Annotated in this window: 19 protein-coding genes; 15 read left to right on the top strand and 4 right to left on the bottom strand. The window is 42.4% G+C overall.

Going from position 1 to position 16,081, the window contains the following annotated elements:
* Positions 1–200 precede the first annotated feature (200 nt).
* From TERMP_RS02260 to TERMP_RS02245, 4 genes are all read left to right on the top strand, one after another.
* The gene (locus tag TERMP_RS02260; RefSeq protein ID WP_013466727.1) at positions 201–1,502 is read left to right on the top strand and encodes a 2,3-phosphoglycerate synthetase; all 1,302 of its coding nucleotides are present in this window, start codon (positions 201–203) and stop codon (positions 1,500–1,502) included.
* Positions 1,499–2,398, top strand: a complete 900-nt coding sequence (locus TERMP_RS02255; protein ID WP_013466726.1) for a 2-phosphoglycerate kinase — start codon at positions 1,499–1,501, stop codon at positions 2,396–2,398. Before TERMP_RS02260 ends, TERMP_RS02255 begins: the two co-directional genes overlap by 4 nt.
* A 117-nt stretch (positions 2,399–2,515) precedes the next feature.
* Positions 2,516–2,923, top strand: a complete 408-nt coding sequence (locus TERMP_RS02250; protein WP_013466725.1) for a CBS domain-containing protein — start codon at positions 2,516–2,518, stop codon at positions 2,921–2,923.
* 5 nt (positions 2,924–2,928) lie between these two features.
* On the top strand, positions 2,929–4,452 hold the full coding sequence (locus TERMP_RS02245; protein ID WP_013466724.1) for a metallophosphoesterase family protein: 1,524 nt from the start codon (positions 2,929–2,931) through the stop codon (positions 4,450–4,452).
* Here the strand turns inward: TERMP_RS02245 and TERMP_RS02240 are convergent.
* A complete protein-coding gene (locus TERMP_RS02240; protein ID WP_013466723.1) occupies positions 4,449–5,318 on the bottom strand; it encodes a type I restriction enzyme HsdR N-terminal domain-containing protein in 870 nt (289 codons plus the stop codon). The two genes, TERMP_RS02245 and TERMP_RS02240, sit on opposite strands and share 4 nt — an antisense overlap.
* Positions 5,311–6,063 (bottom strand): Rossmann-like domain-containing protein, encoded by a 753-nt coding sequence (locus tag TERMP_RS02235; protein WP_013466722.1) that lies wholly within the window; start codon positions 6,061–6,063, stop codon positions 5,311–5,313. The genes TERMP_RS02240 and TERMP_RS02235 overlap by 8 nt, the downstream gene beginning before the upstream one ends.
* A gap of 54 nt (positions 6,064–6,117) precedes the next feature.
* Here TERMP_RS02235 and TERMP_RS02230 point away from each other — a divergent pair, with 54 nt between their 5' ends.
* Positions 6,118–6,915: a class II glutamine amidotransferase gene (locus TERMP_RS02230; protein ID WP_013466721.1), complete on the top strand. Its 798-nt coding sequence runs from the start codon at positions 6,118–6,120 to the stop codon at positions 6,913–6,915.
* Between the two features lie 6 nt (positions 6,916–6,921).
* Here the strand turns inward: TERMP_RS02230 and folP are convergent, their stop codons facing one another.
* Positions 6,922–7,746, bottom strand: a complete 825-nt coding sequence (folP, locus tag TERMP_RS02225; protein WP_013466720.1) for a dihydropteroate synthase — start codon at positions 7,744–7,746, stop codon at positions 6,922–6,924.
* A gap of 14 nt (positions 7,747–7,760) precedes the next feature.
* Positions 7,761–8,570, bottom strand: coding sequence for an alpha/beta fold hydrolase (locus TERMP_RS02220; RefSeq protein WP_013466719.1), 810 nt, complete (start codon positions 8,568–8,570; stop codon positions 7,761–7,763).
* 104 nt (positions 8,571–8,674) lie between these two features.
* Between TERMP_RS02220 and TERMP_RS02215 the strand changes: the two genes are divergently transcribed.
* From TERMP_RS02215 to hisF, 10 genes are all read left to right on the top strand, one after another.
* Complete coding sequence (locus tag TERMP_RS02215; RefSeq protein WP_013466718.1) at positions 8,675–9,646, top strand: beta-ribofuranosylaminobenzene 5'-phosphate synthase family protein; 972 nt, start codon at positions 8,675–8,677, stop codon at positions 9,644–9,646.
* 2 nt (positions 9,647–9,648) lie between these two features.
* Positions 9,649–10,443, top strand: a complete 795-nt coding sequence (locus tag TERMP_RS02210; RefSeq protein WP_013466717.1) for an N-glycosylase/DNA lyase — start codon at positions 9,649–9,651, stop codon at positions 10,441–10,443.
* 263 nt (positions 10,444–10,706) lie between these two features.
* Entirely contained in the window at positions 10,707–11,597 is an 891-nt protein-coding gene (locus TERMP_RS02205; protein ID WP_013466715.1) for an ATP phosphoribosyltransferase regulatory subunit, read from the top strand.
* Positions 11,594–12,211: an ATP phosphoribosyltransferase gene (gene hisG, locus TERMP_RS02200; protein WP_013466714.1), complete on the top strand. Its 618-nt coding sequence runs from the start codon at positions 11,594–11,596 to the stop codon at positions 12,209–12,211. Before TERMP_RS02205 ends, hisG begins: the two co-directional genes overlap by 4 nt.
* Positions 12,201–13,334, top strand: coding sequence for a histidinol dehydrogenase (gene hisD, locus TERMP_RS02195; protein ID WP_013466713.1), 1,134 nt, complete (start codon positions 12,201–12,203; stop codon positions 13,332–13,334). The genes hisG and hisD overlap by 11 nt, the downstream gene beginning before the upstream one ends.
* Positions 13,331–13,861 (top strand): imidazoleglycerol-phosphate dehydratase HisB, encoded by a 531-nt coding sequence (hisB, locus tag TERMP_RS02190; protein WP_013466712.1) that lies wholly within the window; start codon positions 13,331–13,333, stop codon positions 13,859–13,861. Before hisD ends, hisB begins: the two co-directional genes overlap by 4 nt.
* Positions 13,862–14,041 (top strand): hypothetical protein, encoded by a 180-nt coding sequence (locus tag TERMP_RS02185; RefSeq protein WP_048159722.1) that lies wholly within the window; start codon positions 13,862–13,864, stop codon positions 14,039–14,041.
* Positions 14,041–14,631: an imidazole glycerol phosphate synthase subunit HisH gene (gene hisH / locus TERMP_RS02180; protein ID WP_013466711.1), complete on the top strand. Its 591-nt coding sequence runs from the start codon at positions 14,041–14,043 to the stop codon at positions 14,629–14,631. The genes TERMP_RS02185 and hisH overlap by 1 nt, the downstream gene beginning before the upstream one ends.
* Position 14,632: 1 nt before the next feature.
* The gene (hisA, locus tag TERMP_RS02175) at positions 14,633–15,322 is read left to right on the top strand and encodes a 1-(5-phosphoribosyl)-5-((5-phosphoribosylamino)methylideneamino)imidazole-4-carboxamide isomerase (protein WP_013466710.1); all 690 of its coding nucleotides are present in this window, start codon (positions 14,633–14,635) and stop codon (positions 15,320–15,322) included.
* A gap of 1 nt (position 15,323) precedes the next feature.
* Positions 15,324–16,079, top strand: coding sequence for an imidazole glycerol phosphate synthase subunit HisF (hisF, locus tag TERMP_RS02170; protein ID WP_048159721.1), 756 nt, complete (start codon positions 15,324–15,326; stop codon positions 16,077–16,079).
* Positions 16,080–16,081: the final 2 nt, after the last annotated feature.

Below are 16,081 nucleotides of genomic sequence, written 5' to 3'. Positions count from 1 at the left end.
AAAATCTTGCTATATGTAAAGTCGAGCTCATCAAATATCAAAGAAATGCACCAACAGACACATAGATGCATTAAAGTACATGGATTGCCGTTGCTTTAAAGCTTAATGTTTCAGCATAATAATACAAATATGGAATCCGTGTTTGGAGAAACCACAAACTTAAAACACTATAAAGCAGAGGTAGTTTTGGGTGGGTTCTCATGAGACTTGTCTTAATTGATGGGGAGCATTATCCAGATGTAATCAGGTGGGCAATAAAAAAGATTGGAAATGTGTGCTGTGCCGTGTTTCTGGGAGGGAGTGAGAAAATTGGAAAGCTTGAAGATTTGGAGAGGGTAATAGGAATTCCCCTTTATCACGATGCAGATTATTTAAAGGCTCTCGAAAGAGCTATAATAGAGAATCCAGTCAGAGAGGTTGTTGACTTAAGTGATGAGCCAATTTTAAATTATGAAGACCGTTTCAGAATAGCCTCCCTTCTCATGAAATACGGCATTACATATAGAGGAGCAGACTTTGAATTTAAGCCTAAGAAGATGAGAGGGATTAAAAAGCCAAGCTTAGCAGTAATAGGGACTGGCAAGAGAGTTGGAAAGACCGCTGTAAGCGGATTTGTGGCAAGAACTCTAAAGGAGGTTGCAAAGCCAATAATTGTAACAATGGGGAGGGGAGGGCCAGAAACGCCAGAAATTATTTATGGAGATAAATTTGAAATTACGCCAGAATTTTTGCTTAAAATGGCTGAAAAAGGAAAGCATGCAGCTTCAGATCATTTTGAAGATGCCCTAACTGCGAGAGTTACAACAGTAGGATGCAGGAGATGTGGTGGGGGAATGGCAGGGTTTTCATTCTTTGATATTGTTGAAGAGGGAATTAAAATAGCTGAGAAGCTTGAAGGAGATGTGATAATCCTCGAGGGAAGTGGTGCCACTTTTCCAGCGTTTAGAGCAGATAAGTACATAACTGTTGTTGGTGCTACACAAAAGCTTTCCTTTATTAAAGGGTACTTTGGACCCTTTAGGGTTGGCCTGGCGGATTTGGTCGTTGTTACAATGGCAGACATGGTTAGCAAAAGAAAGATTAATGCTGTAGAGAAGGCAATAGAGAGGATAAACCCAGATGCAGATGTTCACCTCACGGCATTTAGGCCAAAGCTTCTTGGAAAAGCAGAGGGGAGAGCTGTTCTCATTATGACAGCACCAAGAAAAGCTGTAAAAAGGGCAGCTAACTACATCGAAGAACAATATGGAATAGAAATCGTCGGAATAAGCCCAAACCTTGCCAACAGATCTAAGCTTAGAAATGATCTAAAAACATTTAGGAACTATGACACAGTTTTGGTTGAGCTTAAAGCTGCAGCAGTTGATGTCGTAACGAGAGAAGCCCTCAAAGGAGGGAAAAAGATTGTCTATCTTGATAACGAGCCCGTGAATGTTGATGGCAAAAACCTGAGGGAAGCCGTGCTTAAGCTCGGAAAAGAGCTACTGGAGGGGAGAAGATGATAATAGTCATTGACAAAGAAAGAAAAACGGAGCTTCCCTTTTCCAGAGGAATACTAACGAGATCAATAACCTCAGCAGGGGTAGAGGTCGGAATAGCATACTCAATAGCAACCGAGGTCATGAAACACTTTATGGAGATGAGAAAAAAGAAGGTTACAAAAGATGACATTCGGGAGATCACATATGAGAAGCTGGTGGAACACGGCTTAAAAGAAGAGGCAAAACGCTATCTTTTCTGGCGTCGGCTTAAAAAGCTGAAGTTCCCCATGATAATCCTTATCGGTGGGACAACTGGTGTTGGAAAATCGACGATTTCGACTGAGTTAGCTTTTAGGTTGGGCATGAGAACGATCATAGGAACTGATACCGTCAGAGAGGTCATGAGGAAGATAATAGCAAAGGAGTTAATTCCGGCAATTCATACATCGTCCTTCCTGGCGTGGAAGGAAATAGAAAATTTCCCCAAGGGAGTATCCCCTCTAATATATGGTTTTGAAACACAAGTTAGGCATGTAGCAGTTGGGGTAAATGCTGTAATAGAGCGTTCATACACTGAAGGCTTCAACACAATAATTGAAGGCATCCATCTTGTTCCTGGCTACATTAAGCTCAACGACAGGAGCTTCATGTATTTGATAGTGGTTAAAGACAAGGACTCCCTCAAAGCGCGATTTTATGAGAGGACAAGATACAGCCTCAGACCAGCTGAATACTACTTAAAGAACCTCGATGAGATAATGGAAATTCAAGAGTTTTTAATTGAGAAAGCTAAGGAGCATGGGATACCGATTATTGAAAACGTGGAGCTTGAAAAAACAGTGAACGCAATAATGGAGCGTCTTATGGAAGAAGTCTTGGGGCGATTGAAGGAGCGGGGCATTGAAATTTGGGAGTGATATCCGTTATTCAATTTTAGTTCAGATGCGTCAATATGGTGTCCTTATTTATTTGCCGAAAAAAGTTTATTTTAAAGATGAATATCAATATTCATTATTGATAATGTGGTGGTAGTTATGGAAAGAAATGCACCAATTAAGGTTTACATGACAAGAAAACTCATTGGAGTAAACCCTGATGATACCATTCAGGAAGCCTGCAGGATTATGGTAAAGTTTGACATAGGCTCTTTGGTTGTTATTGAGAATGACAGGGTTGTTGGCTTCTTCACAAAATCGGACATCATAAGAAGGGTTATTGTACCTGGCTTGCCATACACCACCCCTGTAAAGGAAATAATGACCCGGGAGTTGATAACTACGGATGCGAACACCCCAGTGAGAGAAGTTCTCAAGACAATGGCATATCATAGAATTAAGCACATCCTGATTGAAGAGGAGGGGAAGATAGTCGGTATTTTCACGCTGAGCGATCTGCTTGAAGCAACAAGGAGAAAGCTTGAAACATCAATCTCCGTGGAGTGATGCTAATGATTAGGATAGCACACATAAGCGACACCCATATAACGCAGGACCCAGCTTTCAAGTCCTATGCCTATGATCTAATAGTGAACGAAGTAAACCGCAGTGATTTTGACTTAGTAATTCATACCGGAGATGTGACAAATCAGGGTCTCAAAGAAGAATACGAGCATGCCAGCTATCTGATTAGAAAAATTGAAAAGCCTCTAATTGTGCTTCCCGGAAATCACGACGCCAGAAATGTTGGATATGAGCTGTTCGAGAAGTACATTGGTCCACTATACGGGGTTTATGAACGAGATGATCTTGTGATAATCTGGATAGATTCAACGATACCTGACTTAAGCGATGGGAGAGTTGGGGGATACAAGTTCCGTTGGCTGAAAGAAAAGCTTGAAGAGTATTCGCACAAAAAATTTAAAATCGTGGCCGCTCATCACCATCTCGTTCCTCTACCGGATACAGGCAGAGAGAGGAATGTTCTGTACAATGCAGGCGACGTTTTAGATCTGCTTTTAAGGCATGAGGTTAATCTCTATCTCTGCGGACACAAGCATGTTCCAAATGTTTACAGCATCGAAGACCTGGTTGTGGTGAACGCTGGGTGCACATCATGCAGAAAGACAAGAAAAGGTGACGTGAACAGCTACAACATCATCAAGCTGAATGGAGACGGAAGAATAGACGTAACCATAAGAAGGGTAACTGGAGATGAAGAGAAAAAGAGCTACAAATCCGTAAAGCCCAAACTTTTCATCCCAAAAGGAAAACACTTATTGAGAATAGTTCAGATGAGCGAGAGCAATGTTTCTGACAGGATTTATTTCAGAAAACGCGTTCTTGAAAATGCAATAAGGGCAATAAATGAGAAATACAAACCTGATCTGGTTATACACTGCGGTGACATCGTTGATGTTGGAATTGAGAGATACTATGAAGCGGCAGCAGGGTACTACGAGAAGATTAAAGCTGAAAAAATGATCGTTCCTGGACACAATGACATAACATACCTTGGCTATGACTTATTCAAAGAGTACTTTGGGGAACCTGAGATTAAAGAATTCGGGGATTTCGTATTCATTCCCCTGCTGACGGCACAATACGAAACGCCCATAGGGGTAGTTGGCAGGATGGGTCAAAGGCTTTTGAAGTCCCTTCTTGAAGAGCACAAAGAGAAGTTTACGGCAGTTGTGATGCATCATAACCTCATACCAATTCCAAGGAGCAGGGAGCTTGGATTTTTGGAGGATGCTGGAAATGTCCTAAAAATACTCACTGAGGAAAGGACAGAACTTGTAATGACAGGACATGGGGGCAACGCCTTTGGAGTCAGGATTGAAAGAACACCAATAGTAAACGCTGGATCAGTGAGCTGGGAGCTGCAGAGAGATCCATTTGGAAACTCATTCAACTTGATTGACATATATGAAGACATGATCGTTGCTTTTGAAATTCAGGCAACCTGGGGCTCAAGAAAGCTTTTGGGCATCTGGAAAATCAAAACAGAGGTTCCATGGAAAAACAACGGCTAAATTTCAATTCCTATTCTGATCCCCTTCTCCTTTTCTATTTCATGCAGAAGCCTTAGAATTTTTTGAGTGTCAATTGGCATTTCCTTGAGATACGCATAAGCCTTTTTAATCTGAGCTTTTTCTTCACCTTCACTTTTCTCGCTGAGATAGAGAAGGAGGGACAGCAAAATCCCCTTAATACTCCGCTCTACAAGAGGAACGATCTTCCAGCCATTATCATAGATGTAGAGAGCCCTTGGAAGCTCATCCCCTCTTAACTTTTCCAAAGTGAGCAATCTCTTCTTTGAAGCAGTTAAAAACTCTATTAGCTTCCTCTCGCTGATACCTTCCCGCTTAAGCTCATCAAAGCTGAACTCTAAGGCTCTTAGAAGGGTTGCAAATCTTTCAAGTTTTTCTATTCTACTTTTTGATAAGAGGCTTAATTTGAGGGTCGTTCTCTCAATTGGTTCATTTTCTATGTCCACACTTAAAATAATCCTGTCCTCCAGGCGGGAGCCTTCCTCAAATGCTTTAATAACCACCCATGCAACTCCATTCGTCAGAATACCATATTTAACCCCATTATTGAAGCAGTATCTCCCAAGCTGTCTCAGTGGTTTTTCCTTTTTGAGAACGTTTATACTAAGATTCTTAGCCTCAACAAACGCAACCACTCTGTTACCAGTGATTAATGCATAATCTGCCCTTCCCTCATCAGTTCTCTCCTCTGGGCGCACTTCCTTGGGATTGTTCCACTCCCAGCCAAGGGCTTGGAATACCTCACCAATTAAATGCTGTTTTACTGCTTCCTCGTTTCTTTCGTACAATTTCCTGTGCTCATTTACTTTTTTGAGAACATCGAGTATTGCCCTCTCTATCTTATCCATCCTCCGGCACCTCAATGATGTACTTTTTATTTTCTTTCTCAAAGCCTCTGAAGGTTCCGAGTTTAAGCTTTGTAAGGGCTCTTTCGATGTTTAGAACCTTCATTGATGCCAGATGAGTAACACCTGAACCTCTGAGAAGCTCAGGCAAAAGTTGAGCTGTTGGACCAGTTAAAACAATCAGTTTGGCTTTCTTGGATCTTTCAAGGATCATGTCTAAAGTAGCGTTCACCAATGCAGATCCGCTCACAATAACAGCATCCATCTCTGGAAGAAGCCAGTGTTCCAAAGAATCGCTTAGAGTTTCCCTATCCCAAAGTTTGAGGTTTCTTTCAAATACATACACATCAAAACCCCTCTCTTTTAGCGTCTTCACTATGGGATGCATATTCCCAATTACTGCAACTTTTTCAATGCTGTCATCTAAGAGCTCTACAGCATCTTCATTTTTGGTTCTGCTTAAATCTATGTAGTATTGAGAGACTGCATTTATTGTCGCTATTGCCAAAGTACGCTCAATTATGTTTAAGCTGTCCAATTTTTCAATGAATTTTCTAACGTCCACATCTTCGATTTCATTTGAATACATTTGAATCTCTTCTGGAAGCGTCATTGCAACTCCCAAAGACTTCCCCCTCTTCCCTTCGATAACAACATAAGTGTATGGAAGAGCAAATGAAAAATCTACGATCGTGAAGTCTTCGTCAATGATTCGAAGTGCTTCCTTCTTCAACTTTCTAAGTATCATTCTCGATCCCCAAATTTTTATACTATGAAAAGCTAAAAACCTTTGGTGGTCTTAATGTGCAGAATACTGTTCGCTGTAGGTGATGGAAAAAGGGTAAGACCTCTTCTTGAGGCGCTGCTTAAATCTTCAGAACATGACCCTTACAAACTCGCCCGCAAAAAGGGAAGCCAACATAGGGATGGCTGGGGCTATCTCCTGCTGAAAGATGGCTACATCGAACACTATCGCAGTGAAAGTGCAATTTTTGAAGACAGGAAAAAAGTAAAAGAAGCAATGGAAAAACTGGACGGCTTCGTAATATTTATGGCCCATACCAGAGCTGCAAGCCAGGGGGAGAAAAATCTGTTTAATGTCCAGCCTTTTGGCTTTTCAACGAGAAGGGGCTTTATATTCTGGACGCTGCATAACGGAGATTTGAACAAAAAACAGCTGATAGAGATGGGAGAGCTTAATCCAGAAGAATTAAAAGGGGCTTCAGACAGCTATGTAATGGGGGCTTACCTCTGCCGCTTTTTAGAAGGAATTGAAAAGGAACATCTATTGAGAAGGTTTATAGAGATTAAAACGGCAACAAGATCCCTTATGAACACAGCAACACTGCTCATGAACAATAAAAAGGAAATTCGAGCGTTTATAACTGCATATATGACCGATGTATATGCTTCAGACACTTTGAACTACTACTATGGCAGGTTGCTATATTTTGAAGGTGCTGATGTCTTTGCAACTGTATCTTCAACTTTCGAGCATTATTCATACATCCCATTCGAAGAAGTTGAAAACGGAACGGCATTCTACGTCAAAATTTATCCAAAAACAGAAAGATTTGAAATTGAAGAGGTCAGATTATAACGATGCTCATGCCCGAAACCTCTTAATAAACCATGCAAGCCTAACTGCATCAAATGTTTCTTTAACATCATGGGTTCTTATGATATTCGCCCCATTCCAAACAGCTATTGCCGTTGTTGCCAGTGAGCCTGGCAGCCTTTCACCTGGGTCTTTTCTTCCTGTTATTGCGCCAATAAAGGACTTTCTGGAAACACCCACCAAAATAGGAAGCCCAAACATCTTGAGCATGTTCAGATTCGCTATAACTTTTGAATCCCACTCATACCAAGGGGGATAGCTTGGCCTTAAAAAGCCAATTGCCGGATCGATTGCAATCTTTTCTTTCTCAATTCCGTTTTTGTATGCAATCTGGAGACTTTCTTGGAGGAAGCTGATTACAGTGTGAACAGGCTCCATGAAGTCCCTAACTTCTCCATGGGCGCAGATTATCACAGGAACGCCATATTCCTTTGCAACTTTAACCATTTCTGAATCCCCTTTAAGTCCAGAAACGTCGTTGATGATATCTGCTCCAGCTTTTATTGCTTCCTCAGCAACCTTTGCATTTGTTGTATCTATGCTGATTGGAACATTGACATAATCCCTTAGTGTTGAGATTGCCCAGACTGCCCTTCTGATTTCCTCTTCAACTGGAATTTGGGTTTCTAAATAAGGAGCTGTAGATTTTGCCCCAATATCAATAAAAGAGGCTCCATCCTCAACCATTTTTAAAGCTGTTCTAATCAGCTCATCCTCACTCTGCTTGACACTTCCCTTGTAAAAGCTTTCCGGGGAAACATTAATAACCCCCATAATTTTCGGTTCCTCAAGATTAACACCGGCAAACTTCATTTCCGTTCACCTCCCTAATCTGCCCCTTTGATAAACTCCTTAATCAGCCTGCATATTTCTCCAGGCTTTTCATAGAGTACCAAATGCCCAGCTTTTGGTATAATTACAAGCTTTGAATTTTCAACCCACTTATGTATCAGCTTTGCATGTTCGGGCGGTGTCACAACATCATCTTCTCCAACTATTATTAAAGTAGGAACTTTTACTCTCTCTGCAGAAGGTTTGGCGTTATATCCTGCCAGATGAATTAAATATCTGAAGCTTTGTGGGGGTAAGGATTCTATGTAATCTTTATTATCCTTCATGAACTCTAAGAACACTTCATCTGGCGTTGATGGACTGAAAAACATCTTCCTATACATCCGCCTTGTGAGGAGGTTGCTTTTGAAGAGAATCGGTTTCCAAATTGCAGGAGGCAAATGCATTATAATCTTGTCAATAGCATCAGTTTTTAAATACGCAACTGGACCTATCAACACAACTCCATTAACATGCCTCCGAGCAGCGTATTCGATTGCTATCATCGCTCCAAAGCTGTGCCCAATTAGAACAATGTTTTCAAGTCCGAGTTCAGATCTTATCGCGTCAATATCCCTGATGTAGTCCTCAAGTGCAACATTTAATGGCTTATCCGATTTTCCATACCCTCTCAAATCCACTGCAACAACTCTATAACTCCCTTCAAAACACGGTAGAATATGTTTCCAGTTGCTAATCTGACCCGGAGAGCCATGAAGAAATAGGAGAGCCGGCAAATTCTCCTCCACTGCCTTTCCCGAGTCATAGAAATGGATCTTAATCCCATCTACTTTAATAAACGGCACACTCCTTCACCAACTGCATTTTGACTTTCGTTGTTAAATCATTTTTGTCATGCAATAGCAAATGAATTAAAAAGGCAGCTCTCGAGTCCAATATGGTGGTGGTTATGATAATCAAAACACCAAGAAGACTGCATTTAGGTTTAATTGACCCCTCCGGTTCTTTGGGAAGAAGATTTGGAAGCTTAGGTGTTGCCCTTGAAGAAGGCTACGAGATAAAGCTCATGCCACATGAAAAACTCGAAATTAGGGCTGAAAGAGAAGACAAAGAAACAATTAAATTCATCATTGGAAGGATGAACAAACATTTTAGCACGGGCTTCAATTATCTCGTTGAAGTTAGAAAAGCAATCCCAAGACATATTGGCTTAGGATCAACAACTCAGCTCTCTTTAGCTGTTGGTGTAGGAATAGCAAAGCTGAACAACATAAATGCTGAACTTGAAGAGCTGGCTGAAATTTTTGGAAGAGGAAAGAACAGCGGTGCTGGGATTTACACCTTCAAATACGGCGGCTTTGTTATTGATGGGGGAGTTAAGGAAGGAATACCACCTCTGATTTTTAGAGAGGAGTTTCCTAAGAACTGGGCTTTTCTTTTAGTGATTCCTCAAGTTAAGAGAGGATTTAATGAAGAAGAGGAAAAGCCTATAATGGCAAGCATTAGAGGCAAATCCGAAATTGCAAAGGAAATAAGCCACAGAATTCTGCTTGGACTTCTACCATCTCTAAAAGAAAGGGACATTAAGACCTTTGGAAAACATTTGAGTGAAATTCAAAGGCTGGTTGGAAAGCATTTTGAGGATTACCAGGGAGGGGAATTCAGGGAAGATGTCAAGCTAATCATGGAGTTTTTGAGGGAGAACACTTATGGATACGGACAGAGCTCGTGGGGTCCAACTGTTTACGGGCTAATACAGAAAAACGAATACTCCATGCTGAAGGCAAAGCTGCATGACTTTCTGAAGGATTACGGCCTCAAAGCCGAGATAGAGCTCGGAATTCCAAGGAACAAAGGAGCAGAAATTGTGATGGAAAATGCCTATCTGCTGAGGCTGATAAACAGCGTAGCGAAGGGATAAATATGACCCTTGACCGCTTCATCACAGTCAAATACAAGGAGAACAAGCCAAAAATCGAAAGATTAAAGGGAATCCTTAGAGAGTTGGGCATAGAATGTGCCAGAACTATCGAGGAGAAAGTTGATCTGCAGTTTTCGGCTTTAGAACATCTTTACAAAAATCTCAAAAACGATGAGCTGTTTATAAAGCTCGTAATTGCCAACGCAGTAGTCAGCTATCAGCTGACAGCCACTGGAGAAGAGTGGTGGTGGGAATTTGCCGAGTATTTCTCATCGAACCCTTCAGAAAAAGGTATTGCTGATGCTTATTCAAGGTTTCTATCAGAGTCAAAGACTAACAGAAGGCTGACAGCTGCAAAAATTAAAAGGCTTGAAAAGCTTGAGCCTTTCTTGGCTGAGCTTAAACTTAAAGACCTCAAAAATTACTACTATTCAATGACATCTCTAAGGAACGACCTTGCAAAAGTGCTGAATTCCAAACGAAATGCCAAAACAATAGTCTTTGCTGTGAAGATGTTTGGGTATGCGGGCAGAATAGCATTTAGGGAATTCATCCCCTATCCAATGGAAATTGAAATTCCAGATGATGTGAGAATAAATGCATATACAAAGAGATTCACAAACGAACCTCCCACAGTTTTCTGGTCAAGAATTGCAAGAGACGTTGATATCCCACCTCTTCACATAGATTCAATTCTCTGGCCCGTTCTCGGGAAGCACGCAGAAGTTAAAGAAAGATTGAAAAAATACTGCCCCAGAGCTGAGCTTATCTTTGAGCTGGCTTCCCTTCAGACCTAATATTTTTCGCAAATCTTTGTCATATTGGCAAACTTCCATAGGTTAAACTTATATAGGGCACGGAACATTGGAGGTTGAGGTGTCTAAAAATGAGAGAGTTGAGAGTAAACAGCAAAAGAAGCATAAGCCTTGAGGGAGAGGTTGAATTTTCAATCGCTCTTCTGGTGAGCTACTGCCATCATCATTGACTATTCTAACGTATTAATTCCGGATGCTCCCTTATTCAGAAGGGTTTTCATCAAGAAATTTCTGGGGGGATTCTCTTGAAGAAGGATTTATTTTCCGAATCAGAGAGGTTAGCAGACATTACAAAGTATTTAAGACGAACCTTCGAGCTTTGGGGTTATAGGGAGATATTCTTGCCGACAATAGAAGAGTTCAGTGGGCAGCTTAGGAAAGGGACAAAATTTGTCTACAACAATGAATTTTATGTAATAAAGCCCGACCTAACATCCCAGATCCTTGCAAACCTCAAAGAGCCAAGGAGACTTAAGATCTACTACATCAGTGAAGTGCTGAACGGTGGAATTAAAGGAGACTGGCAGGCTGGAGTTGAGTTCATCGGAGGAGATGACATTAAAATGCAGGTCGAGGTTCTTTTAACTGTTATAACTTCCTTGGAAGCGCTCGGCATCGAGGATTTCTACATCGATGTCGGCAGCTTGAAGGTCTGGGAGAGAGCAATTGAGGGAATTGAAGAATTCAAAGCAGAAATTTTCAGGGCATTAACAAGAAGAAACTTCGAAATCATCGAGAGATTACCTATAAACGAGGAGAAGAAAGAAGAGCTCTGGCAGCTGTTCAACTTCAGAGGGAAGAGCTGTGAATATGAAAAGCTTAACAAAATTATCGAGGCAGTGGATGATGAGAGAGTCTTCATAGACTTCGGCACAATAAGACCCCTGCCTTACTACAGCGACATAATCTTTGAGGTCTACTCTCCAAGAATCGGAAAGCCGCTCGGAGGCGGAGGGGAATACACTTTCAAGGGAGCCAGCGCTTTTGGATTCGCATTCGACTTAAATGCCCTCTCAAAGCTCTTTGACGGGAAAATAGAGAAGAGCAGAAAGAGGATCAGAGGGAAGATGAAAGAAGCATACAAGCTTGCAAGAGAACTCGTAAAGCTTGGCATTCCGGTGGAGGTGGAAGAATGAGGTTTGTTCTGCCAAAAGGACGGCTATTCAAGGGTTCGCTTGAAATTCTGCAAAAAGCCGGGATTGAGCTTAAGCCACCAGAGAACAGAGAACTGATTGTGAAAAACGGCAGGTATGAGCTTCTTCTTGCCAGGGCATTCGATGTGCCTGTTTATGTAGAGTACGGTGTAGATGTTGGGATAGCTGGAAGCGACGTTGTTGAGGAAAGGGAAAGTGACGTCCTCGTCCCTCTTGAGCTGCCTTTCGGAAAATGCCGCTTAAGCTTGGCGATGCCCAAGGAAAATGTAGTCAGCGTTGAAGAGATGGACGGTTTTAGAATAGCCACCAAATACCCAAACCTTGCAAGGAAGTTCTTTGAGAAAAGAGGAGTTGAAGTTGAGGTGATAAAGCTTCACGGAAGCATCGAGCTTGCTCCAAAAATTGGGATTGCAGATGCCATCGTTGATATCGTCGAGACGGGAAACACATTGAGAGCCAATGGATTAGTTGAGGTTGAGAAGATTATGGATGTTTCGGCTTTGCTTTTGGTGAACAGAATTTCCCAGAAAACGAAGTTTAAGGAGATTAACGAGCTTGTTTTAAAAATTAAGGAGGTTATCAAAGATGAATCTTGAGTTAGAAAGCTATGTGGCTCAAATTTTGAAAGACATAAGGGAAAGGGGTATTGAAGCTGTAAAGGAATACTCAAGGAAGTTTGACGGCTATGACGGGGAATTCCTTGTTAGTGAGAAGGAGTTTGAAGAAGCGGAGAGGCAGATTCCAGAGAAAGATAAAGAGATAATCAAGCGCACAATAGAAAGAATCCGCTTTTACCACGAGAAACAGCTTGAGAGCGATAAGCTCTACATAAAGAACGCTTCGCTTTACGGCATAATCTACAAGCCGATAAGGAGAATCGGTATCTATGTCCCCGGAGGAAAACCTCTGCCTTCAACGCTCATCATGGCTGGAGTTCCAGCAAAAGTAGCAGGTGTTAAGGAGATAGCGGTTACAACACCACCTAAAAACGGCAAAATCAATCCGTACATCCTGTATGTTGCAAAGCTTCTCGGCATCGAAGAGGTTTACAAGCTCGGTGGAATTCAAGCGATTGGGGCAATGGCTTACGGCATTGGAATGAAGAAGGTAGACAAAATCTTCGGTCCAGGCAATAGGTTCGTGAATGAAGCAAAGAGGCAGGTCTTTGGTGTTGTAGGAATTGACAGCTTAGCTGGACCATCGGAGATAGCTGTTATAGCCGACGAGACGGCAAATAAGGAGTATGTTTTATACGATTTGCTTTCCCAGCTGGAGCACGGAAAAGGCAGCAAAGCTTGGCTTTTAACGACTTCAAAGGAATTAGCGGAGTACTGCAGAAAGAATGGAATTGAAGTTGTCGTGTGTGAAAGCTTGGAGGAGTGCGCCGAAAAAGCTAACGAGATAGCTCCAGAACACTTGGAGATAATCACGAAGGAACCGCTGAAGCTCGTAGATTTAATTGAAAATGCTGGAGCTATCTACTTGGGAGAATACACACCGGTGCCAGCTGCTGACTATTTCCTTGGAGTTAACCACGTTCTGCCTACAGGGGGAGCAGCAAAGTTCAGTGGGGTTTTAACAGTCATGGACTTCATGAAGAGAATAAGCTTAGCCTACGTAAGCAGAGAAGAATTTCTAAGCGAGCGCTATCTTGGAATTCGGCTTGCAGAGATAGAGGGAATGGAGATGCACAGGAAATCGATGGAGGTTAGAAGATGAGGCGCAAAACGAAAGAGACTGATATTATTGTAGAGATTGGCGTTGATGGAGGCATAGAAACAGGAGATAGAGTATTTGACCACCTCCTTACTGCTTTATTCTTTTACATGCAACAAAATGTCAGCATCAAGGCGAGCTATGATTTAAGGCACCACCTGTGGGAGGACTTGGGTATAGTCCTGGGTGAAGAGCTTAGAGAGAAAATTAAAGGCAGAAAGATAGCCCGCTTTGGAAGTGCGATAATGCCGATGGACGATGCACTGGTTCTGGTCGCTGTCGATATCTCAAGGCCTTACCTCAACCTTGAGCTCGATATAAAGGAGAGCGAGAAAGGCTTCGAGGTTACGTTAGTTAGGGAATTTCTCTGGGCTTTAGCAAGGACATTAAATGCCACAATCCACATGAAGCAGCTGGCTGGAGTGAATGCACACCACATAATTGAGGCTGCGTTTAAGGGACTCGGTGTTGCTCTGAGGCAGGCTTTAAGCGAAAGTGAGCGTTTGGAGAGCACAAAAGGGGTGTTGTGAATGAGGAATTCCATAGAGAGCAACCTAAAATGTACTCAAAAGGCATATTGGAACACCAACTGTGGGACAAGCCTTTGGCAGATGGAAAATTTCCACCAGCGCTTCGTGGGAAGCGAAGCTTCCCGACGTGTTGGGACTTTGTCCCAACATGCGAAGCAAAGGGCTGAGGGGGTGCTGTAGTGATTGCGATAGTTGATTTGGGAATCGGCAACTTAGCCAACGTGAGAAAAGCTTTAGGTGGAGTCATTACGAGCGACCCTTATGAAATAGAGAAAGCTGAGAAAATAGTTTTGCCCGGCGTTGGGAACTTTGGAGCTGTGATGGAGAAGCTTGAGCCTTTGAGAGGAGTCATCTTAGATGCCATAAACGACGGGAAGCCGTTCCTCGGCATATGCCTTGGACTTCAGCTGCTCTTTGAAGAGAGCGAGGAAAGCCCGGGAAGCAGAGGGCTTGGCGTGTTTGAAGGCAAAGTTGTGCGCTTTAGAGGAGTCAGAACGCCGCACATCGGATGGAATCAGGTGTGGCAGAAGAAAGAATGCAGGCTCTTTGAAGGCATAAAGGATGGAGCATATTTCTACTTTGTCCACTCCTACTACGCAGATCCCCAAGATGAGAACATAGTCGCAGGGGTTACAGACTATCAGTCGAAGGGCAACGAAGTGATTTTTACCTCTGCAGTATGCAAGGACAACGTCTACGCGGTTCAGTTCCACCCAGAAAAGTCGAGCAGAGTTGGGTTAAAGCTCTTAGCGAACTTCAGGAGGTTGTGAGATGAAGATTTACCCCGCTATAGATTTAATGAATGGAAATGCCGTTCGCCTCTACAAGGGGAGAAAGGATAAAGTGAAAGTTTACGGTGACCCGGTGGAGATAGCCAAGGGCTTCGCCGAATACGTTGACAAAATTCACATAGTGGACTTGGATGGGGCTTTTAGCGGAAAGCCTCAAAATCTTGGTGTTGTTGGACGAATAATAGAGAAAACAGGACTGAGAATTCAGCTTGGGGGTGGCTTTAGAGATTATGAGAGCATAGCAAAGGCTTATGAAATCGGCGTCGAAAACGTCATAATTGGCACGAAAGCCTTTGACTTGGAGTTTTTAGAAAGAGTAACACAAGATTTTGAAGGAATTACTGTTAGCTTAGATGCCAAGGGCGGAAAGATAGCGGTGAAGGGCTGGCTTGAGGAGAGCTCAATAAGTGTTGAGGAAGCCTACGAAATGCTTAGAAAATACGTCAAAAGATTTATTTACACGGCAATCGAAAAAGATGGCACTTTAACTGGGATAGGGAGCATAGAGCGCTTTTGGAACAATGAGGAATTCATTTATGCTGGAGGAGTTTCAAGCGTGAATGATGTGATCAAGCTTAGAGAGATTGGATTCTCTGGAGCTATAGTGGGAAAAGCCCTCTACGAAGGTAAGGTTACTTTAGAAGAGCTGTTAAATGTCTTGGGTGATTGAGATGTTAGCTAAGAGGATTATCGCAGCCTTGGATATAAAGGAAGGTAGAGTGGTCAAGGGAATAAAGTTTCAAAACATCAGAGATGCTGGGGATCCAATAGAATTAGCGAAGCGCTATGAGGAAGAAGGAATAGACGAGATAGTCTTTCTTGACATCACAGCATCGTTTGAAAAGAGGAGAATTCTCCTCGACTTAGTAAAGCGCATTGCAGAGGAGATTTACGTCCCATTTACAGTTGGTGGAGGAATTAGAAGCGTCGAAGAGATAAGGGAGATTATCAAAAGCGGTGCTGATAAGGTTTTCCTAAATACAGCGGCCGTTGAGAATCCAAAGCTTGTAAGCGAAGCTGCAAAAGTTGTTGGCTCTGCAAATTTGGTCATAGCGATTGATGCAAAGTGGAACAGCAAATACTGGGAGGTTTATACTCACGGAGGAAGAAAAGCAAGAGGACTTGATGCTATAGAGTGGGCAAAGGAAGTTGAGCGCTTAGGTGCTGGAGAAATACTCCTGACATCAATGGACACAGATGGAACTCAGCAAGGCTTTGATATTCCGCTGACTAAAGCGATCGTTGAAGCCGTGGATATTCCAGTTATAGCCTCTGGAGGTGCTGGAAGTCCGGAGCACTTTTATGAAGCGTTTAAAATAGGTGCTGAGGCAGCTTTGGCAGCTTCGATATTCCACTATGGAAAATACACGGTTAGAGAGCTGAAAGAGTATCTTGCTAAGAAAGGCGTTCCTATAAGATTGGAGTGATG

It is taken from the genome of Thermococcus barophilus MP (genome assembly GCF_000151105.2).
Classification (GTDB): Archaea; Methanobacteriota_B; Thermococci; order Thermococcales; family Thermococcaceae; genus Thermococcus_B; species Thermococcus_B barophilus.
The sequence above is the reverse complement of the archived record's forward strand: the minus strand, read 5'-3'. Positions and strand labels throughout refer to the sequence as shown.